Origin of the sequence: Pseudoduganella plicata, assembly GCF_004421005.1 — a bacterium.
In the GTDB taxonomy this organism is placed as follows: Bacteria; Pseudomonadota; Gammaproteobacteria; order Burkholderiales; family Burkholderiaceae_D; genus Rugamonas; species Rugamonas plicata.
Window position 1 is genome coordinate 1409072 of record NZ_CP038026.1, and the last position, 17345, is coordinate 1426416.

15 protein-coding genes and 1 tRNA gene are annotated in these 17345 nt (G+C 67.5%); 7 read left to right on the top strand and 9 right to left on the bottom strand.

Annotated features, from left to right (window positions below; all coding sequences use genetic code 11):
* Positions 1-21 precede the first annotated feature (21 nt).
* From E1742_RS06135 to E1742_RS06145, 3 genes are all read right to left on the bottom strand, one after another.
* On the bottom strand, positions 22-603 hold the full coding sequence (locus E1742_RS06135; protein WP_134384019.1) for a DJ-1/PfpI family protein: 582 nt from the start codon (positions 601-603) through the stop codon (positions 22-24).
* Between the two features lie 124 nt (positions 604-727).
* Positions 728-1684 (bottom strand): chemotaxis protein, encoded by a 957-nt coding sequence (locus E1742_RS06140; RefSeq protein WP_134384020.1) that lies wholly within the window; start codon positions 1682-1684, stop codon positions 728-730.
* Positions 1685-1870: 186 nt separating this feature from the next.
* Positions 1871-1946, bottom strand: a tRNA-Gly gene (locus E1742_RS06145).
* Positions 1947-2614: 668 nt separating this feature from the next.
* Here E1742_RS06145 and E1742_RS06150 point away from each other — a divergent pair.
* The 6 genes from E1742_RS06150 (at position 2615) to E1742_RS06175 (ending at position 9097) form a co-directional block, all read left to right on the top strand.
* Positions 2615-4255, top strand: coding sequence for a Na+/H+ antiporter (locus E1742_RS06150; RefSeq protein ID WP_134384021.1), 1641 nt, complete (start codon positions 2615-2617; stop codon positions 4253-4255).
* A 7-nt stretch (positions 4256-4262) separates the two neighbouring features.
* On the top strand, positions 4263-5366 hold the full coding sequence (locus E1742_RS06155) for a sensor histidine kinase (protein ID WP_229466566.1): 1104 nt from the start codon (positions 4263-4265) through the stop codon (positions 5364-5366).
* A complete protein-coding gene (locus tag E1742_RS06160) occupies positions 5354-6070 on the top strand; it encodes a LytR/AlgR family response regulator transcription factor (RefSeq protein WP_134384022.1) in 717 nt (238 codons plus the stop codon). The genes E1742_RS06155 and E1742_RS06160 overlap by 13 nt, the downstream gene beginning before the upstream one ends.
* A 30-nt stretch (positions 6071-6100) precedes the next feature.
* On the top strand, positions 6101-6499 hold the full coding sequence (gene arfB, locus E1742_RS06165; protein WP_134384023.1) for an alternative ribosome rescue aminoacyl-tRNA hydrolase ArfB: 399 nt from the start codon (positions 6101-6103) through the stop codon (positions 6497-6499).
* Between the two features lie 108 nt (positions 6500-6607).
* Complete coding sequence (locus E1742_RS06170) at positions 6608-7774, top strand: GGDEF domain-containing protein (protein WP_134384024.1); 1167 nt, start codon at positions 6608-6610, stop codon at positions 7772-7774.
* A 111-nt stretch (positions 7775-7885) separates the two neighbouring features.
* The gene (locus tag E1742_RS06175; RefSeq protein ID WP_134384025.1) at positions 7886-9097 is read left to right on the top strand and encodes an acyltransferase family protein; all 1212 of its coding nucleotides are present in this window, start codon (positions 7886-7888) and stop codon (positions 9095-9097) included.
* A 9-nt stretch (positions 9098-9106) separates the two neighbouring features.
* Here E1742_RS06175 and E1742_RS06180 read toward each other — a convergent pair whose 3' ends face one another.
* Positions 9107-10036 carry a GGDEF domain-containing protein gene (locus E1742_RS06180; RefSeq protein ID WP_134384026.1) on the bottom strand — a complete coding sequence of 310 codons (930 nt, stop codon included), beginning with the start codon at positions 10034-10036 and terminating at the stop codon, positions 9107-9109.
* A gap of 59 nt (positions 10037-10095) precedes the next feature.
* Entirely contained in the window at positions 10096-12498 is a 2403-nt protein-coding gene (locus tag E1742_RS06185) for a penicillin acylase family protein (RefSeq protein ID WP_134384027.1), read from the bottom strand.
* Between the two features lie 161 nt (positions 12499-12659).
* Between E1742_RS06185 and E1742_RS06190 the strand changes: the two genes are divergently transcribed.
* Entirely contained in the window at positions 12660-13205 is a 546-nt protein-coding gene (locus tag E1742_RS06190) for a GAF domain-containing protein (protein ID WP_134384028.1), read from the top strand.
* A 115-nt stretch (positions 13206-13320) separates the two neighbouring features.
* Here the strand turns inward: E1742_RS06190 and E1742_RS26115 are convergent, their stop codons facing one another.
* The 4 genes from E1742_RS26115 to E1742_RS06205 all read right to left on the bottom strand — a co-directional run bounded on the left by E1742_RS26115 (position 13321) and on the right by E1742_RS06205 (position 17331).
* On the bottom strand, positions 13321-13458 hold the full coding sequence (locus E1742_RS26115; protein WP_166793437.1) for a hypothetical protein: 138 nt from the start codon (positions 13456-13458) through the stop codon (positions 13321-13323).
* 31 nt (positions 13459-13489) lie between these two features.
* A complete protein-coding gene (locus E1742_RS06195) occupies positions 13490-14974 on the bottom strand; it encodes a PAS domain-containing sensor histidine kinase (protein ID WP_134384029.1) in 1485 nt (494 codons plus the stop codon).
* A gap of 135 nt (positions 14975-15109) precedes the next feature.
* Entirely contained in the window at positions 15110-16390 is a 1281-nt protein-coding gene (locus tag E1742_RS06200; RefSeq protein ID WP_134384030.1) for a DUF3422 family protein, read from the bottom strand.
* A complete protein-coding gene (locus E1742_RS06205; protein WP_134384031.1) occupies positions 16390-17331 on the bottom strand; it encodes a LysR family transcriptional regulator in 942 nt (313 codons plus the stop codon). Before E1742_RS06205 ends, E1742_RS06200 begins: the two co-directional genes overlap by 1 nt.
* Positions 17332-17345 lie beyond the last annotated feature (14 nt).

The following is a 17345-nucleotide window of genomic DNA, read 5'->3' on the forward strand; positions in this document are numbered from 1 at the left end:
CGCCATGCCAGTCCACATGTTTTATAGTGTGATTTCAGTCCCCAGCAGGCGCAGGAACTGCGCAATCCACTGTGGATGGGCAGGCCATGCCGGCGCCGTCACGAACTGCCCGTCCGTCACGGCGGCATCGACGGCAATGTCGGCAAAGTCGGCGCCCGCCAGCTTCACTTCCGGCGAACAGGCGGGATAGCAGGAGATACTGCGGCCGCGGATGACGTCTGCCGCCGCCAGGATCTGCGCGCCGTGGCAGACGGCGGCGATGGGCTTGCCCGCTTCCTTGAACTCGCGCACGATCGCCAGCACGCGGGGGTTGAGCCGCAGGTATTCCGGCGCGCGGCCGCCGGCAATCATCAGTGCGTCGTACCGCCCCACGTCGACGTCGTCGAAGGCGGCGTTCAGCGTAAACAGGTGGCCCGGCTTTTCCGTGTACGTCTGGTCGCCTTCGAAGTCGTGGATAGCCGTCTTGATCTTCTCGCCCGCTGCCTTGCCGGGGCAGACGGCATGCACCGTGTGGCCCACCGCCTGCAGTGCCTGGAACGGCACCATGGTTTCGTAGTCCTCGGCAAAGTCGCCTGTCAGGAAAAGAATGGTTTTTGCAGCCATGATCTTGACTCCCTGTTCGTTATGGAAAAAACATCATAGCAAAAAAACGGACGTAAAAAAGGGCGGTCACCCGTCGGGTGACCGCCCTTTTCTCAGGCGATCTAACCTGCCCGTACGGCGCGGCTTACTTGTGCAGCACGCGGCGGATCGTGTCGGCCAGGTCTTCGGCCACGAACTTGGCGACATACGCATCGGCGCCGACGCCCTTGACGTGGTCCTCGTTGGTCTTGCCGGACAGCGAAGAATGAATCACGACCGGGATCTTGGAGAAGCGCGGGTCCTGCTTGATCTTGCGGGTCAGCGTGAAGCCGTCCATTTCCGGCATTTCGAGGTCGGTCAATACCAGCGCGACGCGGTCATCGATGGCGATGCCTTCGGCCGCGCAACCCTGGGCGATGCTGTTCAACTTGTCCCAGGCTTCCTTGCCGGACTTTGTCATGACGAACGGCGCATTCATCGCCTGCAGGCCCTGCTCGATCAGGTTGCGCGCCACGACGGAATCGTCGGCCGCCAGGATAAAGCTGCCGTGCTTGAGCGCCAGCTTCGGACCGATCGATTCCGGATCGACGTCCTTGCCTTCGTGCGGCACCATGCGGCGCAGGATCGTTTCCACGTCCAGCACCTGCGCCAGGCGCGTGCCGCTGGTGTCGCCGTCCAGACGGGCGATCGACGTGACCATGCCCGTCGAGTTGCTGCCTTCGGCCGTCAGCACCTGGCTCCAGTCCAGGCGCACGATCTCTTCCACGGATTCGACGGCAAAAGCCTGCGTCGTGCGGGCGAACTCCGTCACCAGCATGATGTTCAGGCCCGTCTTCGGCGTCACGCCGACGATGGCCGGCAGATCCATCACGGGGATGATCTGGCCACGCAGGTTGACGACGCCCAGCATGTGCGGCTGCGAGCCGGCCACGGCGGTGACAGGGGGCATGGCGACGATTTCACGGATCTTGAAGACATTGATGCCGTACAGCTCCGAATGCTCGCCGTTGGCGTCCGCGCCGAGGCGGAACAGCAGCAGTTCGAATTTGTTCGAATTGGTCAGATTGGTGCGCTCGTCGATTTCCTGCTGTACGCTTTTCATTGCTATCCCCGGGATTGATGCGATTCGTCCGCGTCGTGCGGAACATGGGGGCAGTATAGGCGAGATTTTTCGGTGAAGCCGCGTTCCTGAACTTAATGGCAAGCGCTATTAGTGGCGGAAAACAACACCGATAACAAAACACAAACGCCAATGAAAAAAGACGCCCGCAGGCGTCTTTTTGAATTCTGGAGCGGGAGAAGAGTCTCGAACTCTCGACCTCAACCTTGGCAAGGTTGCGCTCTACCAACTGAGCTACTCCCGCAGAAGAGGCATGATTATGACAGAATCGTTTCAGAAATGCCAGAGCAGCCAGCTGCTTGCCTTCACGGTATCCGCACATTCGCCGTTCTGCCTCGTTGAATTCCTTTCCACTTCCTCTACCCTGCTGTATCTTCTTCACGCAAGCAATTGATTTCTATGGGAATTATCAGATGGCATGCTTACTGCGTAACGGAAGTGCCGCTGCGCCGCCCGACAGCGCGCCAACCACTTCGATGGGCAGTACATGCATATGATCAGGCATTTGTCATCGCCGCCACGCTGCGCATGGCAGGCTCGGCACCTCGTCGGCCAGCACGTTCGCCTACGCCATCCTGGACCTCGACAACTTCCTGCTGCTGCATCCGAACGGCACCGTCAATCGTAATATATCGACTTCACGCGGCTGGTGAACGTCAACGACGCCCACGCTGCTGGCCGGCTGTAACTACCAGGTCACCAGGGCCACCGACAATAATGTCGTGGCGCGAGAAATTGAGAAGCAGCCATATGCCTTGCCGGTTTCGCAGAACAGGAAGGATACCGTCATTTGCGTGCAGTTGGAACGGCAATGCGGCGTGCCGGCACGCGGGCATGGCCTCCCGCTGCCTTGAAGTGCCCGCGTGTCCCATATAATCGACCCGCTGTCATCGTAATAGGAACAAGGCGGGAATGGATTCGATTGAAATTGTACTGGCAATGCTGCTGGCCGTCGTGGCCAGCGCCTACCTCGTGCGCGTGCTGCCGCTGTCGCTGCCGCTGCCCCTCGTGCAGATTGGCCTCGGCGCCGTCATCGCCGGCTTTACGGGGCACGGCGTGCAGATGGATCCCGCGCTGTTTTTTCTTCTGTTCCTGCCGCCACTGCTCTTTCTGGACGGCTGGCGCATCCCGAAGAACGGGCTGTTTCGCGACAAGGCCATCATCCTCGAACTGGCGCTGGGCCTTGTCATCTTCACCGTCGTGGGCGCCGGCTTCCTGATCCACTGGCTGATACCGGCGATGCCGCTGCCGGTGGCCTTTGCCCTGGCGGCGATCATTTCGCCCACCGATCCCGTTGCCGTATCGTCGATCGCCGCGCGCGCGCCCGTCCCGAAGCGGCTGATGCACATCCTCGAAGGCGAATCGCTGCTGAACGACGCAAGCGGCCTGGTGTGCTTCCGCTTTGCCGTCGCGGCCGCGATGACGGGCGCGTTCTCGCTGACCGGTGCGTCGCTGACGTTCGTCTGGCTGGTGGCCGGCGGCATCGGCGCCGGTGTGCTGACGACGCTGGCCATCACGTGGGCGCAGCGCTGGCTGTTCCGCCACTTCGGCGAGCCGGCCGGCTCGCCCATCCTGGTCAACATGCTGATGCCGTTCGGCGCCTACCTGGCCGCCGAACACCTGCAAGCGTCCGGCATCCTGGCCGCCGTGGCGGCCGGCATCACGATGAGCTACGTGGAGCTGTCCGGCCAGGTCATGGCCAATACCCGCATCCAGCGCTCCGCCGTCTGGGATACCGTGCAGTTCGCGCTGAACGGGGTGATGTTCGTGCTGCTGGGCGAACAACTGCCCGACATCATGGAAGGCGCCCGCGTCTCGCTCAGCCAGAGCGGCCACGTGAACGCCTGGTGGCTCGTGCTGTACGCCTTTGCCATTTCCTTCGGCCTGATGGCCTTGCGCTTCGTCTGGGTCTGGACGGCGCTGCGCATCACGCTGTACCGCAGGACGCTGCGCGGCGAGCAGGTGACGAAGCCGCCGCTGCGGGTGCTGCTGGCGATGTCGCTGGCGGGCGTGCGCGGTGCGATCACGCTGGCCGGCGTCATGACGCTGCCGCTGGCGCTGCCCGACGGCACGCCCTTCCCCGCGCGCGACCTGACGATCTTCCTGGCCAGTACCGTCATCCTGATCTCGCTGGTCGCCGCCAGCATCGGCCTGCCCCGGCTGCTGGGTGGCCTGCAGCTGCCGGCAGAACCGGCGGAGCAGCAAGAGGAAGACCTGGCCCGGCGCGAAGCCGCCAGTGCCGCAATCGCGGCCATCGAACGGGCGCAGGTGGAACTGATGCACAAGGACGATACCTGCGACATGTATCCGGAAGCGGCCGGCCGGGTCATTGCGCTGTACCAGCGCCGCCTGGACACGACGGGATCGGCAGACGGCGAGGAAGCCGAGCGTTACCGCAAGCTGGATCAGGCCGAACGCATGCTGCGCCTGGCCGCGATGCAGGCGGAGCGCCGCGCGATCTTCGGCCTGGCGCGCCAGGAACACATTTCCGACGAGACGTCGCGCAAGCTGGTGCGCGAGATCGACCTCGTGGAAGCGCGCCACAAGCTGTAGGGTCCATATGAACCCATTCGTCATGAACCAGGCTGCCACCGGCATCCCGCCGCCACGCCGGGTGCGCCAGCTCGTGGTGCTGGCATGGCTGCTGTTCTGGGTGCTCATGACGGTAGCGGCAGTGCAGGACTACCGGCGCGATGGCGGCACCGAGTTGTGGCAGCCGATGCTGTGGGAAGGCTCGTCCCTGTTCGTGGCGGCCGTGCTGCTGCTGGCGCAGCGCCGCGCGACACGCGGCCACGATGCCCTCGTCGCCACGCCGCGCCGCTGGTTCCTCGTGCAGTTGCCCTGGCTGGCCGTCTTCTGGATCGCGTTCGTGCCGCTCGCCTTCGGCATCCGCCATGGCGTGTATGCGCTGGCCGGCCGGGTCTACGAACACGAAGGCTGGGCCGAAACCTTCTTCTATGAAAACGTGCGCATCTCCGTGTTCTTCTCCCTGTTCGTGCTGGTGACCTTCGGCGTGCTGTCATGGCAGGCCATGCTGGAGGCGCGCGTGCGCGCCGAGCGCACCGCCGGACTGCTGCGCGAAGCCCACCTGCGCCAGCTGACGCAGCAGATGCAGCCGCACTTCCTGTTCAACGCCCTCAACACGATTTCGGCCCTGATGCGCGAGGACGTCGACCAGGCCGACGCGCTGCTGGTCCGCCTGGCCGACGTGCTGCGCGCCACGCTCGCTGCCGGCACGCGCCAGCAGGTGCCGCTGGCCGACGAACTGCGCCTGCTGCGCGGCTATGCGGATCTGATGACGGCGCGCCATGCGGACCGCGTTACGCTGGCGTGGGACGTCGACGCCGCGCCTGGCGACTGCCAGGTGCCCGTCATGTGCCTGCAGCCGCTGCTGGAGAACGTGTTCCGCCATACCGTCGAACGCCGGCGCGGGAACGTTCGCATCCACCTGTCGGCGCGGCAGAGGGGTGCTGACCTGGTGCTGGCCGTCGAGGACGACGCCGGCCACCTCGATCCCGCCGCGTCGTCCGGCGGCACCGGCACCGCCCTGCGCAACCTGCGCGAGCGCCTGCAGGTCCTGCACGGTCCGGCCGCATCGCTGACACTTGCGCAGCTCGAACCGGCCGGCGTGCGCACAACGATCGTGCTGCCATGCGTATCCTGATTGTCGACGACGAACGCCCCGCGCGCGACAAGCTGCGCCGCCTGCTGGCGGCCGAACCGGACGTCGCCGCCATTGCCGAGGCGCGCGACGGCTTCGAGGCGCTGGAGGCCGCGGCGGCGTTCCGGCCCGACGTACTGTTCCTCGATATCGACATGCCGGAGGTTACCGGTCTGGAAGTCGCGGCATCGCTGCCGGCGCCTGCGCCGCTGATTGTGTTCGTCACCGCCTACGACGCCTATGCCGTACCGGCATTCGACGCCAACGCCATCGACTATCTGCTCAAACCCTATGACGCCGGCAGGCTGGCACGCGCGCTGGCGCGGGTACGCGCACGCCTGGACGGCGCGCGCTCGTCCTGTTCCACCGGCCAGCCGCTGCGCAAGCTGCTCGTGATGGAACGGGGTGTGACGCGGGTCGTTCGCGTTGCCGATATCCTGTGGCTCGCCACGGCCGACAACTACGTCGAGCTGCACACGGCCGCCGGCGCGCCGCTGCTGCGGCAGACGCTGGCCGCGCTGCTGGCCGCGCTGGGCCCGGGATTCCAGCGCGTCCACCGCCGCGCGGCGGTGCGGCTTGCCTGCGTCGAACGCGTCGCCGCCAACGACAAGGGCGATGGCGAAGTGCTGCTGCGTGGCGGCGCGCGGGCGCCACTGAGCCGGCAGTACCGCGCCGCGCTGATGGCAGCGCTGCACGCGGCGGAGTAGAATCGCGGCGCATTCCTCATCCCGACGAACATGACACCAGCCATCAATCCCGACGAAGTGGAGTTCACGGCCATCCGCGCCCAGGGCCCGGGCGGCCAGAACGTCAACAAGGTTTCGTGCGCGGTCCATGCACGCTTCGACATCGCCGCATCGTCCCTGCCGCCGCCGGTCAAGGAGCGTCTGCTGGCGTTGCGCGACAGCCGCCTCACCGACAATGGCGTGCTCGTGCTGAAAGCGCAGGCGTCGCGCAGCCTGGAACAGAACAAGGAAGACGCGCTGCGCCGCCTGCAGGCGCTGGTGGACGCTGCCGCCGACGTGCCGCTGGTACGCCGGCCCACCCGGCCGACCCGCGCCTCGCAGCGGCGCCGGCTCGATGGCAAGACCCGCAGCGGCGCCGTCAAGGCGCTGCGCGGCAAGGTGCGTGAATGACAATTCATCGTAACGATATGTAACAATTGTGGTATCATCGGCAATACGTTCCGACGCAGCGTGCATGGCGCGCACCGCGCTCGCAGCGTGTCTTCCCGAGAGTCCACATTGAACACCTCCCCCCCACTCATCGACCGACGGCGCGCCGAGTTTGCCGACGACGCCATCGAAGGCCGCTTTAACCGGCACCACCTGCCCGCGCGCATCCGCCAGCTCACTATCAGCCTGCTGTTCTGTGCGGCCTTCTACCTGGCCTTTGCCGCGACGGACCTGACCACGCTGGGGATGACCACGACCGCCTTCCTGCTGCTGTCGGCGCGCGTGCTGGTGGCGCTGCTGGGCGTGGCCGGCTGCATCCTGCTGCGGCGCGACGACGCGTCGGTGACGATGGCAGTGGCGGTGGCCTGCGCGGTGGAGACGGTGGGGATGGCCGTGTTCATGGTGCTGTGCTGGTACCAGCCCGAGGCGGCCGCGTGGAACGCGCTGTCGCTGGGACTGATGGTGATGGCCATCTACGTCAACGTCCCGAACCGCCTGATCTACGCGACATCGATCGCCCTCGCCTCCAGCATCGCGTTCACGGTCATGGTGCTGATCCAGCAGGCGCTGGGCACGGACGACCTGGTTGCCATGGCCCTGCTGATGTTGCTGGCGAACGCCCTTGGCTATACCGGCGCACGGCGCTATCACCTGGCCCAGCGCGATGCCTTCCGCTCCGCACTGGCCCTGCAGCAGCTGGCCGACCGCGACCCGCTGACGGGATGCCTCAACCGCCGCTTCCTTCAGAAGGGCGCGCTGGACGCGGAAATCCTCCGTGCGCGCCGCTATGGCACACCGCTGGCTGTCGTCCTGTGCGACGTCGACGGGTTCCGGCGCCTCAACGACACGTGGGGCGACGCGGCGGGCGACCAGGTCCTGGCCGATTTCGCCACGCTGCTGCAGGCGATGACGCGCGACGCCATCGACAGCGTGATCCGCTATGGCGGCGGGGCGTTCCTCCTGATCCTGCCGGAGACGGAACTGGACGGCGCCATGCGGCTGGCCGAACGGATCCGCACCGCCGCGGCGGCGACCGGCACCATCCTTGCCGACGGCCGCCGCATCCAGGTCAGTGCCAGCTTCGGCGCCACCGCCATCGGCGCGGCGCACGTCCACGGCAGCGCCGCCGACATGCTGGCGGTCGCGGATGCGCAGCTGTACGCTGCCAAGGATGCCGGGCGCAACTGCGTGCGCGGCGTCGTGCTGCCCGCCGTCGCGGACCGGGTACGCGCCTGAGTTCAGCGCAATCCGCCGGCCGGCCCCGCCGGTCCCCCGCTCCGCCCCATTTCCCTCGCACCGGCGGCGCGGCGCGCCCACACTGGCGGTTTTCCCTATCCGGAGCCGACCATGACGACCGAGCCGCAGGGCAGCCGCCTCTACTTCCTCGACTGGCTGCGCATCATTGCGTTCTTCCTGCTGATCCTTTACCACACGGGCATGTATTACGTGTCCTGGGACTGGCACGTCAAGAGCCCCCATGCGGGCAGTGCCATCGAACCCCTGATGCTGCTGCTCTCGCCGTGGCGGATGTCGCTGCTGTTCCTGATCGGCGGCGTGGCCGCTGGCTTCCTGCTGACGAAGCCGGCGCATGGGTGCTTCCTGCGCGAGCGCAGCCGCCGCCTGCTGCCACCACTGCTGTTCGGCATGCTCGTTGTGGTGCCGCCGCAGCCGTTCTGCGAAGTCATCGAGAAGCTGGGCTATGCGGGCAGCTACATCGACTTCATGCGCCTGTACCTGACGGCCTACCATGGCTTCTGCCGCGGCACCGATTGCCTGGACCTCCCCACCTGGAACCATCTCTGGTTCGTGGCCTACCTGTGGACGTACACGGTCGTGCTGTGGCTGGTGGTCCGGCTGGCCGGCAACGCGCGCCTTGCCGCCGCGGGCGTCCGGCTGGCACGGCTGCTGACGGGCTGGCGCGCGCTGCTGCTGCCTGTGGCGGCACTGGCGCTGGTGCGCGTCCTGATCAAGCCATGGTTCGAGGAGACCCATGGCCTGGTGGACGACTGGTACCTGCACGCCGTCTACCTGCCGCTGTTCCTGGCCGGGGTGCTGCTGGCGCGGCAGGAAAACTTCTGGCGCGAACTGGAGCGGCTGCGCTTCGTCGCACTGGGGATCGCGTTGGGAGGCTGGGGATTGTTCGTCTGCCTGCACGCGCTGCCGGAACCGGTCTACGCATGGCGCGGCTTTCCGGTGCTGGCCGCGTGCGTGCGCAGCCCGTTCCAGTGGTGCGCCATCGTGGCGCTGTGCGGCTTCGCGCGGCGCTATCTGCACGCGGACGGCGCAGCGCGCCGCTACCTGACGACCGCCGTCTTCCCCGTGTATATCGTGCACCAGACGCTCATCGTCGGCATGGCGATGCTGCTGAAACCCCTGCGCATGGCGCCCGTCGCGGAGGGCGCCGTCCTGGTCGTACTGACGTGCGTGTTCAGTTTCGGGATCTACGAGGCGGTGCGGCGGGTCGCGCTGCTGCGGCCACTGTTCGGCATTGCGGACCCATACCGGGCCAGCCTCGGGGGCAGCCGCCTGCGCGGACAGGCGGCTGCCGTCCGCCACTAGCGACGCCTGTCAGTTCAGTACCTTGCGCGTGCGCTTGGCCCGGTACATCTCGGCGTCTGCCATGGCAAACGCTTCTTCCAGGTCGAAGCCGGCCTTGCGCATGGCCATGCCCAGCGATGCGCGCACGTCGGCCGTGGCCAGCGCTTCCTGCACCCGCAGCAGCATGGCCTGCGCGTCGAAATAGTCGCATTCGACCATCAGCATGGCGAATTCGTCGTCGCCCAGCCGCGCCACCACGTCGGAGCCGCGCGTGACATGGTCCAGCGCGCGCGCCGTGCGCATCAGCAGCGCGTCGCCCGAAGCGACACCCTGGGCGTCATTGATGAACTGCAGGTCGTCCAGGTCGATCGAGACGACACAGGCCGAATGGCCGTAGCGGCTGCAGCGTTCCTCCTCGCGCTGCAGCAGCAGCTCCCAGCCGCGCCGGTTGTACAGTCCCGTCAGGCCGTCGCGGGTGACGTCGGCGCCGGTCCGCTCGGCCTGGCGCACGGCGTCGCCCTCGTTCAGTTCGGCGTTCAGCACGGCGCACAGCAGGTCGGCCAGCAGCGTGACCGTATCGAGTTCCTCGCGGATTTCACGGGGCCGGGGTTCCGGATCCAGGCCCACCAGGGTGCCGAACAGGGAGCCGTCCGTGCGCCGCAGCGGCACCCCGACGTAGGCCCCGACGCCCAGCTGGCGCGCCAGCGGCGCCTCGGCATACGCGGCCACGTCGGCGGTCGCCGGCGCGATATTGGGGCCGTGCCCCAGCACCATCCGCGCGCAGATCGTGTCGGTCCAGCGGAATGCCTGGCCCGCCTTGATGCCGTAACCCGCGTCATCGGCGAACAGGACAATCCAGTCGTCCCCTTCGGTGCGCGTCACCATCCAGAGCCTGAAGCCCAGCCGGTGCCGCAGGTAGGACATCGTGGCCTGCGCCGCCGTGGCGAAATCGTTAATCATGCCTGCCTCTCCCGTGTAACAACGTTGCCGTGCCATTATGCACCCAAACCGGGCAGCCATCACGGCCGGAAAGCTAGCGTGTGGCGCGCCGGGCCAGGCAGCAACGGTGTCGGCGTGCCCTTGACCCAGTCGGCGTGACCGGTCAGGAAGTATGGCGACAGGGGATGGCCGCTCTGCCCGCCCGGCATATTGAAGATGCCCTGCTCTTCCTTGCCGGGCGAGACGGTAAACCGTTCCGACTGGCCGTAGGTGCGTCCCGCCACCCGCGGCATGTGCGTATCGCCCGGCAGCGAGTCGGCCGGCGCCGTCAGCCAGCGCCGCAGCGCGGGCACGGCCTGTGCGATCGGATGGGCGATCGCGGCGACGTTGCGGGCGCCCCAGGTGGCATCGCGCAGGGCCGTGCCGTCCGCCGTCATGTCGGCGATCGTGCGGTCCAGTGCCGCCAGTTGCAGCGCGCGCCAGCTGCCGTACTGGGGCGGCAGCCAGCCCGCCGGCTGCTCGTCCAGCAGGCGCGCCACCACTTCGGGCCAGCGCCGTTCCGCGGCCGATGCGCCGGCACCGGGGGCCAGCCCCTGCAATTGGGCATTGGCGCCGCCGTACAGGATCTCGTACAGCGACCACATGAAGCCCCGCGCGAGGCGATAGCCGGCCGAATCGACGCTGGCCCGGCCGGTCCAGCCGTCGCGCAGCAGGCGTGCCGCCTCCTTGCGCCCGGCACCTTGCTGCGGATCGGCCAGCGCGGCCGCGTCCAGGGCGGCCAGCGCACGGTCGCGCCAGCCGGCCATGAACAGCGCACGGTCGTCCAGCATCACGCTGTAGACGCCCCGTTCGTCCGTACGCTGCCCCAGCGCCGCCAACGCATCGCGTGCCTGGCGCGTGCGCGCCCCCAGGTCGAAGCCGCCGTCGCCGATCAGTTTCGCGGCGGGGCCGGCCAGCTGCCGGCTGTTCGCGGTGGCCAGCTGCCCGCCGGCCGGATTGACGACGCGCGGATACTCGCCTGGCGCCAGCCAGCCCGCCCAGCCGGGAGCACCCTCGGCCAGCGGGAACGTGGCATCCGGCGCGCCGGCGGCGCGGCGCGGCAACGGCCCGGCAATTGTCCAGCCGATATTGCCGTCCGCATCGCCGGCGACGAAGTTCTGCGCCGGGATGCCGGCCGTGCTGGCGATCGCCAGCGCTTCGTCCACCGTATCGACGCCTTCGAGCTTGCGCAGGTTGACGTTGACCAGCGCCGTCTCATGGGCGATCCAGTGCAGCGCGTAGGTGCGTCCGCCGGTCTCCATCAGCGGCCCCAGGGACGTGTCGCGTACCTTCAGCGTTTCGGCCGGCGCATCCTTGACGAGAATGGTTTCCGCGTGTTCCTTCACGGCCTCCCATTTGCCGTTCAGGCGCACCTGGCCGGGATGGGCCGCGTCGAGGCCCGCCGTGACGAGGTCCTGGTAGTCGCCATAGCTGTTGGTGAAGGTCCAGGCCACGTGGCCGTTGGTGCCGACGATGATGAACGGCGCCCCGGGCAGGGTGACGCCGACCAGGCGCCGCGTGCTGCCGTTCCCGTCCGGGACCTGCAGCAGCGCGCGATACCACGTGTTCGGCAGCCGGATCCCCAGGTGCATGTCGTCCGAGACGATGGCGCCGCCCGCCTTGCTGCGGCTGCCCGCGACGGCCCAGTTGTTGCTGCCGATGGAGGACACGAAATCGTCGGCGGCCAGCAGCGCGGCGTCGCGCCGGCCCGGCTGGCCCCACCACGACGGCGCGCGCGCGGGCACCGGCACGGGCGGCAGCGCGATGTCGGCCGCATCCAGCGGTGCATCCCAGCGGGTTGCCGTCGGCAGCAGGAACGCCATCTGCTCCCCATCGGTATGCTCGCGCAGCCAGCCGCGCGAGACCTCGCGTGCCGTCGCATTGCCCTGCAGGTCCAGGTACATCGCGAAAATCGCCAGCAGCGTGTCGTGCGTGGACCAGGGGCGCGGCTGCATGCGCAGCAGGCCATATTCGAACGGCCGCGTGCCCAGGGCGGTCAGGCCGTCGTTGACACCAGCCGTGTAGCGCTCCAGCAGCTGGCGTTCCGCCGCCGGCAATGCCAGCCACGCCGTAGCCGCGCGCGCGCGGAAGCGGTGCAGCCGGTGGCTGCGGTCCATCGGCAGGGCCTTGGCGCCGAACAGCTCCGCCAGCTCGCCGGCGGCCGTGCGCCGCAGCAGATCCATCTGGAAGAAGCGGTCCTGGGCGTGCACGAATCCCGTCGCATAGGCCACGTCGTCGCGGTTCTCGCCCACGATGGCCGGCACGCCGGCGTCGTCACGCGTGACGGTCACGCCGCCATGCAGCTCGGGCACCGTGCGCTTGCCATCGAGTTCGGGCAAGCTGCCGCGGAGGAAATACCACCCCGTCAGGAACCCGAGCGCCAGCACCAGCAACAGGCCCACTCCCACGCGTTTGGCCCATCGGCGCACGCCAGCTTTTCCCATCCTGCCCTCCACACTGTTGGTCTGCGGCACATCTTGCCAGAAATCCAACGGGAGTGGAGCAAAAATGCGGGGCGACACCGGGTACGGACGCTGCAGGCTGGCGCTGCCATGATGCCTGGAGTAAAGTAGCGTCTACCCTCTTCAACTCCGACGCCTTCGATATGATTGCCGCTCCGCTCCCGCACAACGAATCGGCCCGGCTGGCCGCGCTGCAGGCATTGCTGCTCATGGATACGCCGCCAGAGCAGCGGCTCGAGCAGATCGTGCGCTTCGCCGCCAGCGAGTACGACGTGCCGATCGCGCTCATTACATTGCTCGACGCGGACCGCCAGTGGTTCAAGGCCCGCATCGGCATGGGCGCCACGTGCCAGACCAGCCGCGATATCTCATTCTGCGGCCACACCATTCTGCGCAGCGAGATCATGGTGGTGCCGGATGCGAAACAGGACCCGCGCTTCCACGACAATCCGCTGGTGGACGGCGCACCGCATATCCGCTTCTACGCGGGCGCGCCGCTGATCCTCTCGTCGGGCTATGCGCTGGGCAGCCTGTGCATCATCGACACGGCGCCGCGCGACGCCGCCACGCTGGATCTGGCGATGCTGTCGATGCTGCGCTATCTCGTGATGCGCGAGCTGGAGCCGGCTGCCGCCGGCGGCGATATCGATGGTGCGTTGCAGCGCCGCGTGTTTGGCGGCGCGCGCTGAACGTCGTCGGCACCGGGCCCGGCACCTTCCTGCCGATTTCCAATCCCTCCGCCATGCCCAGCGGCAGTACATCGCGCTCGCCGTCGTGCCACGGTGATGGTCGGGTGGATCCATGTCAGGCCGCCAGTCCGGGTCCCGCGCTGCGGTGGGCGTGACCGGCCAGCGGCTGGTGGTACAGATTCATGGCGTTCGCTACGGACGATTGCGGCAGCGCCATCGTGCCCGCACCGCCCGGCCACCGCAATCGCGCCATCGGCAATCGATCGTTTTCCCCGTCGTAACGGTCATCCCTGGCGCAACGGCACCCGCAGCGTGAAGACGCTGCCCTCCCCCGGGGTGCTGCGTACGGCGATGCTCCCGCCGATCAGGGTCGCAAGGCGGTCGCTCAGGTGCAGGCCCAGGCCCGTGCCTTCGAACTGGCGCGTGGTGCCCTGATCGAGCTGCGTGAACGGCCGGAAGATCAGCTCGCGTTGCTCCGGTGCGATGCCGATGCCCGTGTCGACGACGTCGATGAGCAGCGCCCTGGCGCTTCCAGGTTCCCGGCGTGCTTCCAGACGCACGCCGCCCCGCTCGGTGAATTTGATCGCATTGTTGAGCAGGTTGATGACGATCTGCTGCACGGCGCGCCGGTCCGTGCGCAGGGTCATGTCGCCCTCGGCCACCCGCGCTTCCAGGGTCAGGCCCTTTTGCCGTGCCAGCGGCGCGAGCATCGCCGCCACGCCATCGAGCAATGCGCGGCAGTCGAACAGATCGGATTTCAGTTCCACGTTGCCGGAAGCGATCTTGGTGATGTCGAGGATATCGTTGATGAGGGACAGCAGGTGCCGCGCGCTGGACTGGATCGTGCGCAGCTGGTGCGTCTGGTCCGCATTGACAGGCCCCGGCAAGCCCATCAGCAGCGTGCCGGTAAAGCCGATGATGGCGTTCAGCGGCGTGCGCAGCTCGTGCGACATGCTGGACAGGAACTGGTCCTTCGCCAGGCTGGCGTCGGCCAGTGCCTCGTTCTTTTCCTGCAGCGCGTGCTCGATGCGCTTGCGTTCGCTGATATCGCGGATGGCGCTCAGCACCAGCACCTCGTCCTCCGCGGGCACGGGCGACAGCGTGATCTCGACGGGGAACTCGTCGCCGTTGGCACGCCGGCCGAACAGCTCGCGCCCGAACCCGGTCGGTGGCAGCGGCGCGAGCGTATGCGCCACCTGCTGCGCCACCAGCGGGCCGTGATAGCGGTCCGGCATCAGCAGCTCCAGCGGCTGTCCGCGCAACGCGCCCTGTCTGTAGCCGAACAGTTCCTCGGCCTGCCGGTTGGCCAGCACGATGCGGCCCGCCGCGTTGGCCATGACGATGGCGTCCGGCAGCAGCTCGACCAGCGCGCCGAAGCGCGCCGCGGCCAGCGCCGCATCGCGCGTCACCTTCAGCGCGGTCACGTCCTTCTTGCTCCACAGGATATGGCGCACGGTGCCGTCGGCGTCGCGGATCGCCTTGCTGGAACTGTCGATATAAAGCAGCGCGCCATCGCGGGTGCGCCGCATCGATTCGTAATTGGCGAAGCCCTGGTCCAGCGTCGCCGCGATCAGCGCCAGTTCGGCGTTTACCATCCCGGGCGGCACGATCAGGTCCGCCAGCGTGCGTCCCGCCGCCTGCGCGGCCGTATAGCCGAACACCGCTTGCGCGCCGCGCGTCCAGTGCTCGACGGCGCCCTGGGGCGTCGTCACGATCAGCGCATCGGGCGTCTGATCGAGGATCAGTTGACCAAAATCGATAGTGCTCATCGGGGCGGCCCTGCAATGTGTACCCCCGGAGCTTACCCATATTCGGTGCCGCAGCGAGCACGATCCGCGCCGTCATGGCAGCGCGTCGACCGCCGGCAGATGCGTGACCTGCATCCCGCTGGAATGCCGGATGCTTCAGTGCCGGTGCAGCCGCCGGTGCATGCTGCGCAGCGCCAGCCAGACGGCGGCCGCCACGAACGGTACGGCGGCGCCCATCAGCGCGTCCGGATTGGCCACCCAGCCGAGCACCTTGGCGCCCTTGACGGCGTAGCCGATCAGACCCACCACATAGTACGAGATGGCGGCAACGGACAAGCCCTCGACGGCCTGCTGCAGCCGCAGCTGCTGGGCGGCGCGGGCGTTCATCGATTGCAGGATCTGCCGGTTCTGCGTCTCCTGCACGATGCCCACGCGCGTGCGCAGCAGATCGTTGCTGTTGGCGATACGGCGCGCCAGCGCATCCTGGCGCGCCGCCACGGCCTCGCAGGTGTTCATGGCCGGCGCCAGGCGGCGCTCCATGAACTCCGCCACGGTCGGCACCCCTTCGATACGCTCTTCGCGCAGTTCGTCGATGCGCGCGTTGACAAGGCGGAAGTACGCCTTCGATGCCGCGAAACGGTAGCTGTTATCGAGCGACAGCTTCTCGATGCGCGCCGCCAGCAGCGTGATCTGCTGAAGCAGCGCCTGCTCCGTGGTGTCGTCGGAGGCCAGCAGCGCGCCTGTGGCCTCGGCCAGTTCCTTCTCGACGGCGTTCAGCTCCGGCACGGCGCGCTGCGCCGCCGGCAGGCCATACAGCGCCATCATCCGGTACGTCTCGATCTCCAGCACGCGCTGCACCAGGCGCCCCGCCTGCTGCTCGCGCATATTGACGTCGTTGACGACAAAGCGCGCGAAGCCGTCCGACGCAATGGCGAAGTCCGAGCACAGTTCGGCGCAATGCATCACGCGGCTGGCCGCCAGCGACACCCCTTCGAACAGGTCGAATACGGGCGCATGCTCTTCGACCCCGCCCTTGCGCAGGATGACGTGGGCGGCCACCATGACGCGCCCGGTCAGTTGCAGCAGCCAGTCCTGCGGCACGTGCTGCACGGGCATGCGTTCGAAGCTGGCGGCTTCGGCCCGCTCGGCGAACGTGTAGGTCGCAAATTCGGAGTGCAGCTCCCACTTCAGCCGGAAACGGCCGAAGTCATGGAAGAAGTGATTCGCGTCGCGGGCCGGCGCTGCCACGCCGAAGTGGCGACACAGGTCCATCAGCAGCACGTGCTGCGCGTCGGCGTTGTCGCCGCGGCCGTGGCCGAAGACGGCGAGGTGCGACACCAGCTCCGGTGCGCGCAGCTTGAGGATAGGGCGCGAATGCAGTTCGGCGGCCAGCGGCACGCGCTGCGGGTGATTCAGGCTGGAGAACACGAGCGTCATCAGTAAACCTCCTTGGCCGCAGCGCGCACGGCCGTCAGCAGCAGGTTGGCGCCGGGCGACAGCAGGTGGTCGTGCTGGCGGATGATACCGAAGGCATCCATCTTGAAAGGCAGTTCGATGGGCAGGATCGCCAGCACGTTGAGCGACGCGTAATAGCGCGCCACGTCCACTGGCATCACGTGCAGCATGTCGGTCTGCTGCAGCAGCGCCGTGATCAAGAGCAGTGCCGTGGTGTCAACCACGTTGGCGGGCGGCTCCAGGCCGGCGCGGCGGAACATCATGTCGCAGCGGTGCCGCAGGATGCTCCCTTGAGGCGGCAGGATCCAGCCGTGGCCCGCCAGGTCCTTCAGCTGCAGCGCGTCGTTCGCCAGCAGCGGATGGTCCAGCCGCGCCACGGCGCACGCCGGCTCCTCCGTCAGTTCCTCGTAAATCAGGTGCGAGCTGTTGTCCCGCTCCAGGATGCGGCCGATCATGAAGTCGAGCGTGCCCCGCTCCAGCATGTCCAGCAGCGTGTTGGAAGACTCCAGATGCACGCCGATGCGCAGCAAGGGTGCCTGCTGCTTGATCTTGGCGATGGCCTTGGGCAGCAGCGACATGGCGGGTGTCATGATGACACCCACTTCGACCTGGCCGACCAGTCCCGACTTCAGCGCCATCACGTCGTCGTGCGCCAGCGACAGGCTGGTAAGCGCCATGCGCGCGTGGCGGATCATCGTTTCGCCGTACAGCGTGGGCTCCATGCCGCGCGGCCGCCGCTCGAACAGCTTCACGTCCAGCATCTCCTCCAGGTCCTTGATCTGCTTGGAGGCGGCCGGTTGCGTCATGTGCAGCACTTCGGCGGCACGGTGGATATTGCGCTGCTCGTCCAGCGCGATCAACAGCAGCAGTTGGCGCGTTTTCAGGCGCGCCCGGAGAAACCAGTTCGGGTTGAGTGTATCCATCGGCAAATCATATC

Bases quoted from the DNA above. Each gene is read 5' to 3' on its own strand.
- E1742_RS06140 (WP_134384020.1), bottom strand. From the start codon at position 1,684: ATGAAAAGCGTACAGCAGGAAATCGACGAGCGCACCAATCTGACCAAT.
- E1742_RS06180 (WP_134384026.1), bottom strand. From the start codon at position 10,036: ATGATTAACGATTTCGCCACGGCGGCGCAGGCCACGATGTCCTACCTG.
- E1742_RS06135 (WP_134384019.1), bottom strand. From the start codon at position 603: ATGGCTGCAAAAACCATTCTTTTCCTGACAGGCGACTTTGCCGAGGAC.
- E1742_RS06185 (WP_134384027.1), bottom strand. From the start codon at position 12,498: ATGGGAAAAGCTGGCGTGCGCCGATGGGCCAAACGCGTGGGAGTGGGC.
- E1742_RS06190 (WP_134384028.1), top strand. From the start codon at position 12,660: ATGATTGCCGCTCCGCTCCCGCACAACGAATCGGCCCGGCTGGCCGCG.
- E1742_RS06200 (WP_134384030.1), bottom strand. From the start codon at position 16,390: ATGACGCTCGTGTTCTCCAGCCTGAATCACCCGCAGCGCGTGCCGCTG.
- E1742_RS06175 (WP_134384025.1), top strand. From the start codon at position 7,886: ATGACGACCGAGCCGCAGGGCAGCCGCCTCTACTTCCTCGACTGGCTG.
- E1742_RS06195 (WP_134384029.1), bottom strand. From the start codon at position 14,974: ATGAGCACTATCGATTTTGGTCAACTGATCCTCGATCAGACGCCCGAT.
- E1742_RS06155 (WP_229466566.1), top strand. From the start codon at position 4,263: ATGAACCCATTCGTCATGAACCAGGCTGCCACCGGCATCCCGCCGCCA.
- E1742_RS26115 (WP_166793437.1), bottom strand. From the start codon at position 13,458: ATGGCGCGATTGCGGTGGCCGGGCGGTGCGGGCACGATGGCGCTGCCG.
- E1742_RS06205 (WP_134384031.1), bottom strand. From the start codon at position 17,331: ATGGATACACTCAACCCGAACTGGTTTCTCCGGGCGCGCCTGAAAACG.
- E1742_RS06160 (WP_134384022.1), top strand. From the start codon at position 5,354: ATGCGTATCCTGATTGTCGACGACGAACGCCCCGCGCGCGACAAGCTG.
- arfB (WP_134384023.1), top strand. From the start codon at position 6,101: ATGACACCAGCCATCAATCCCGACGAAGTGGAGTTCACGGCCATCCGC.
- E1742_RS06150 (WP_134384021.1), top strand. From the start codon at position 2,615: ATGGATTCGATTGAAATTGTACTGGCAATGCTGCTGGCCGTCGTGGCC.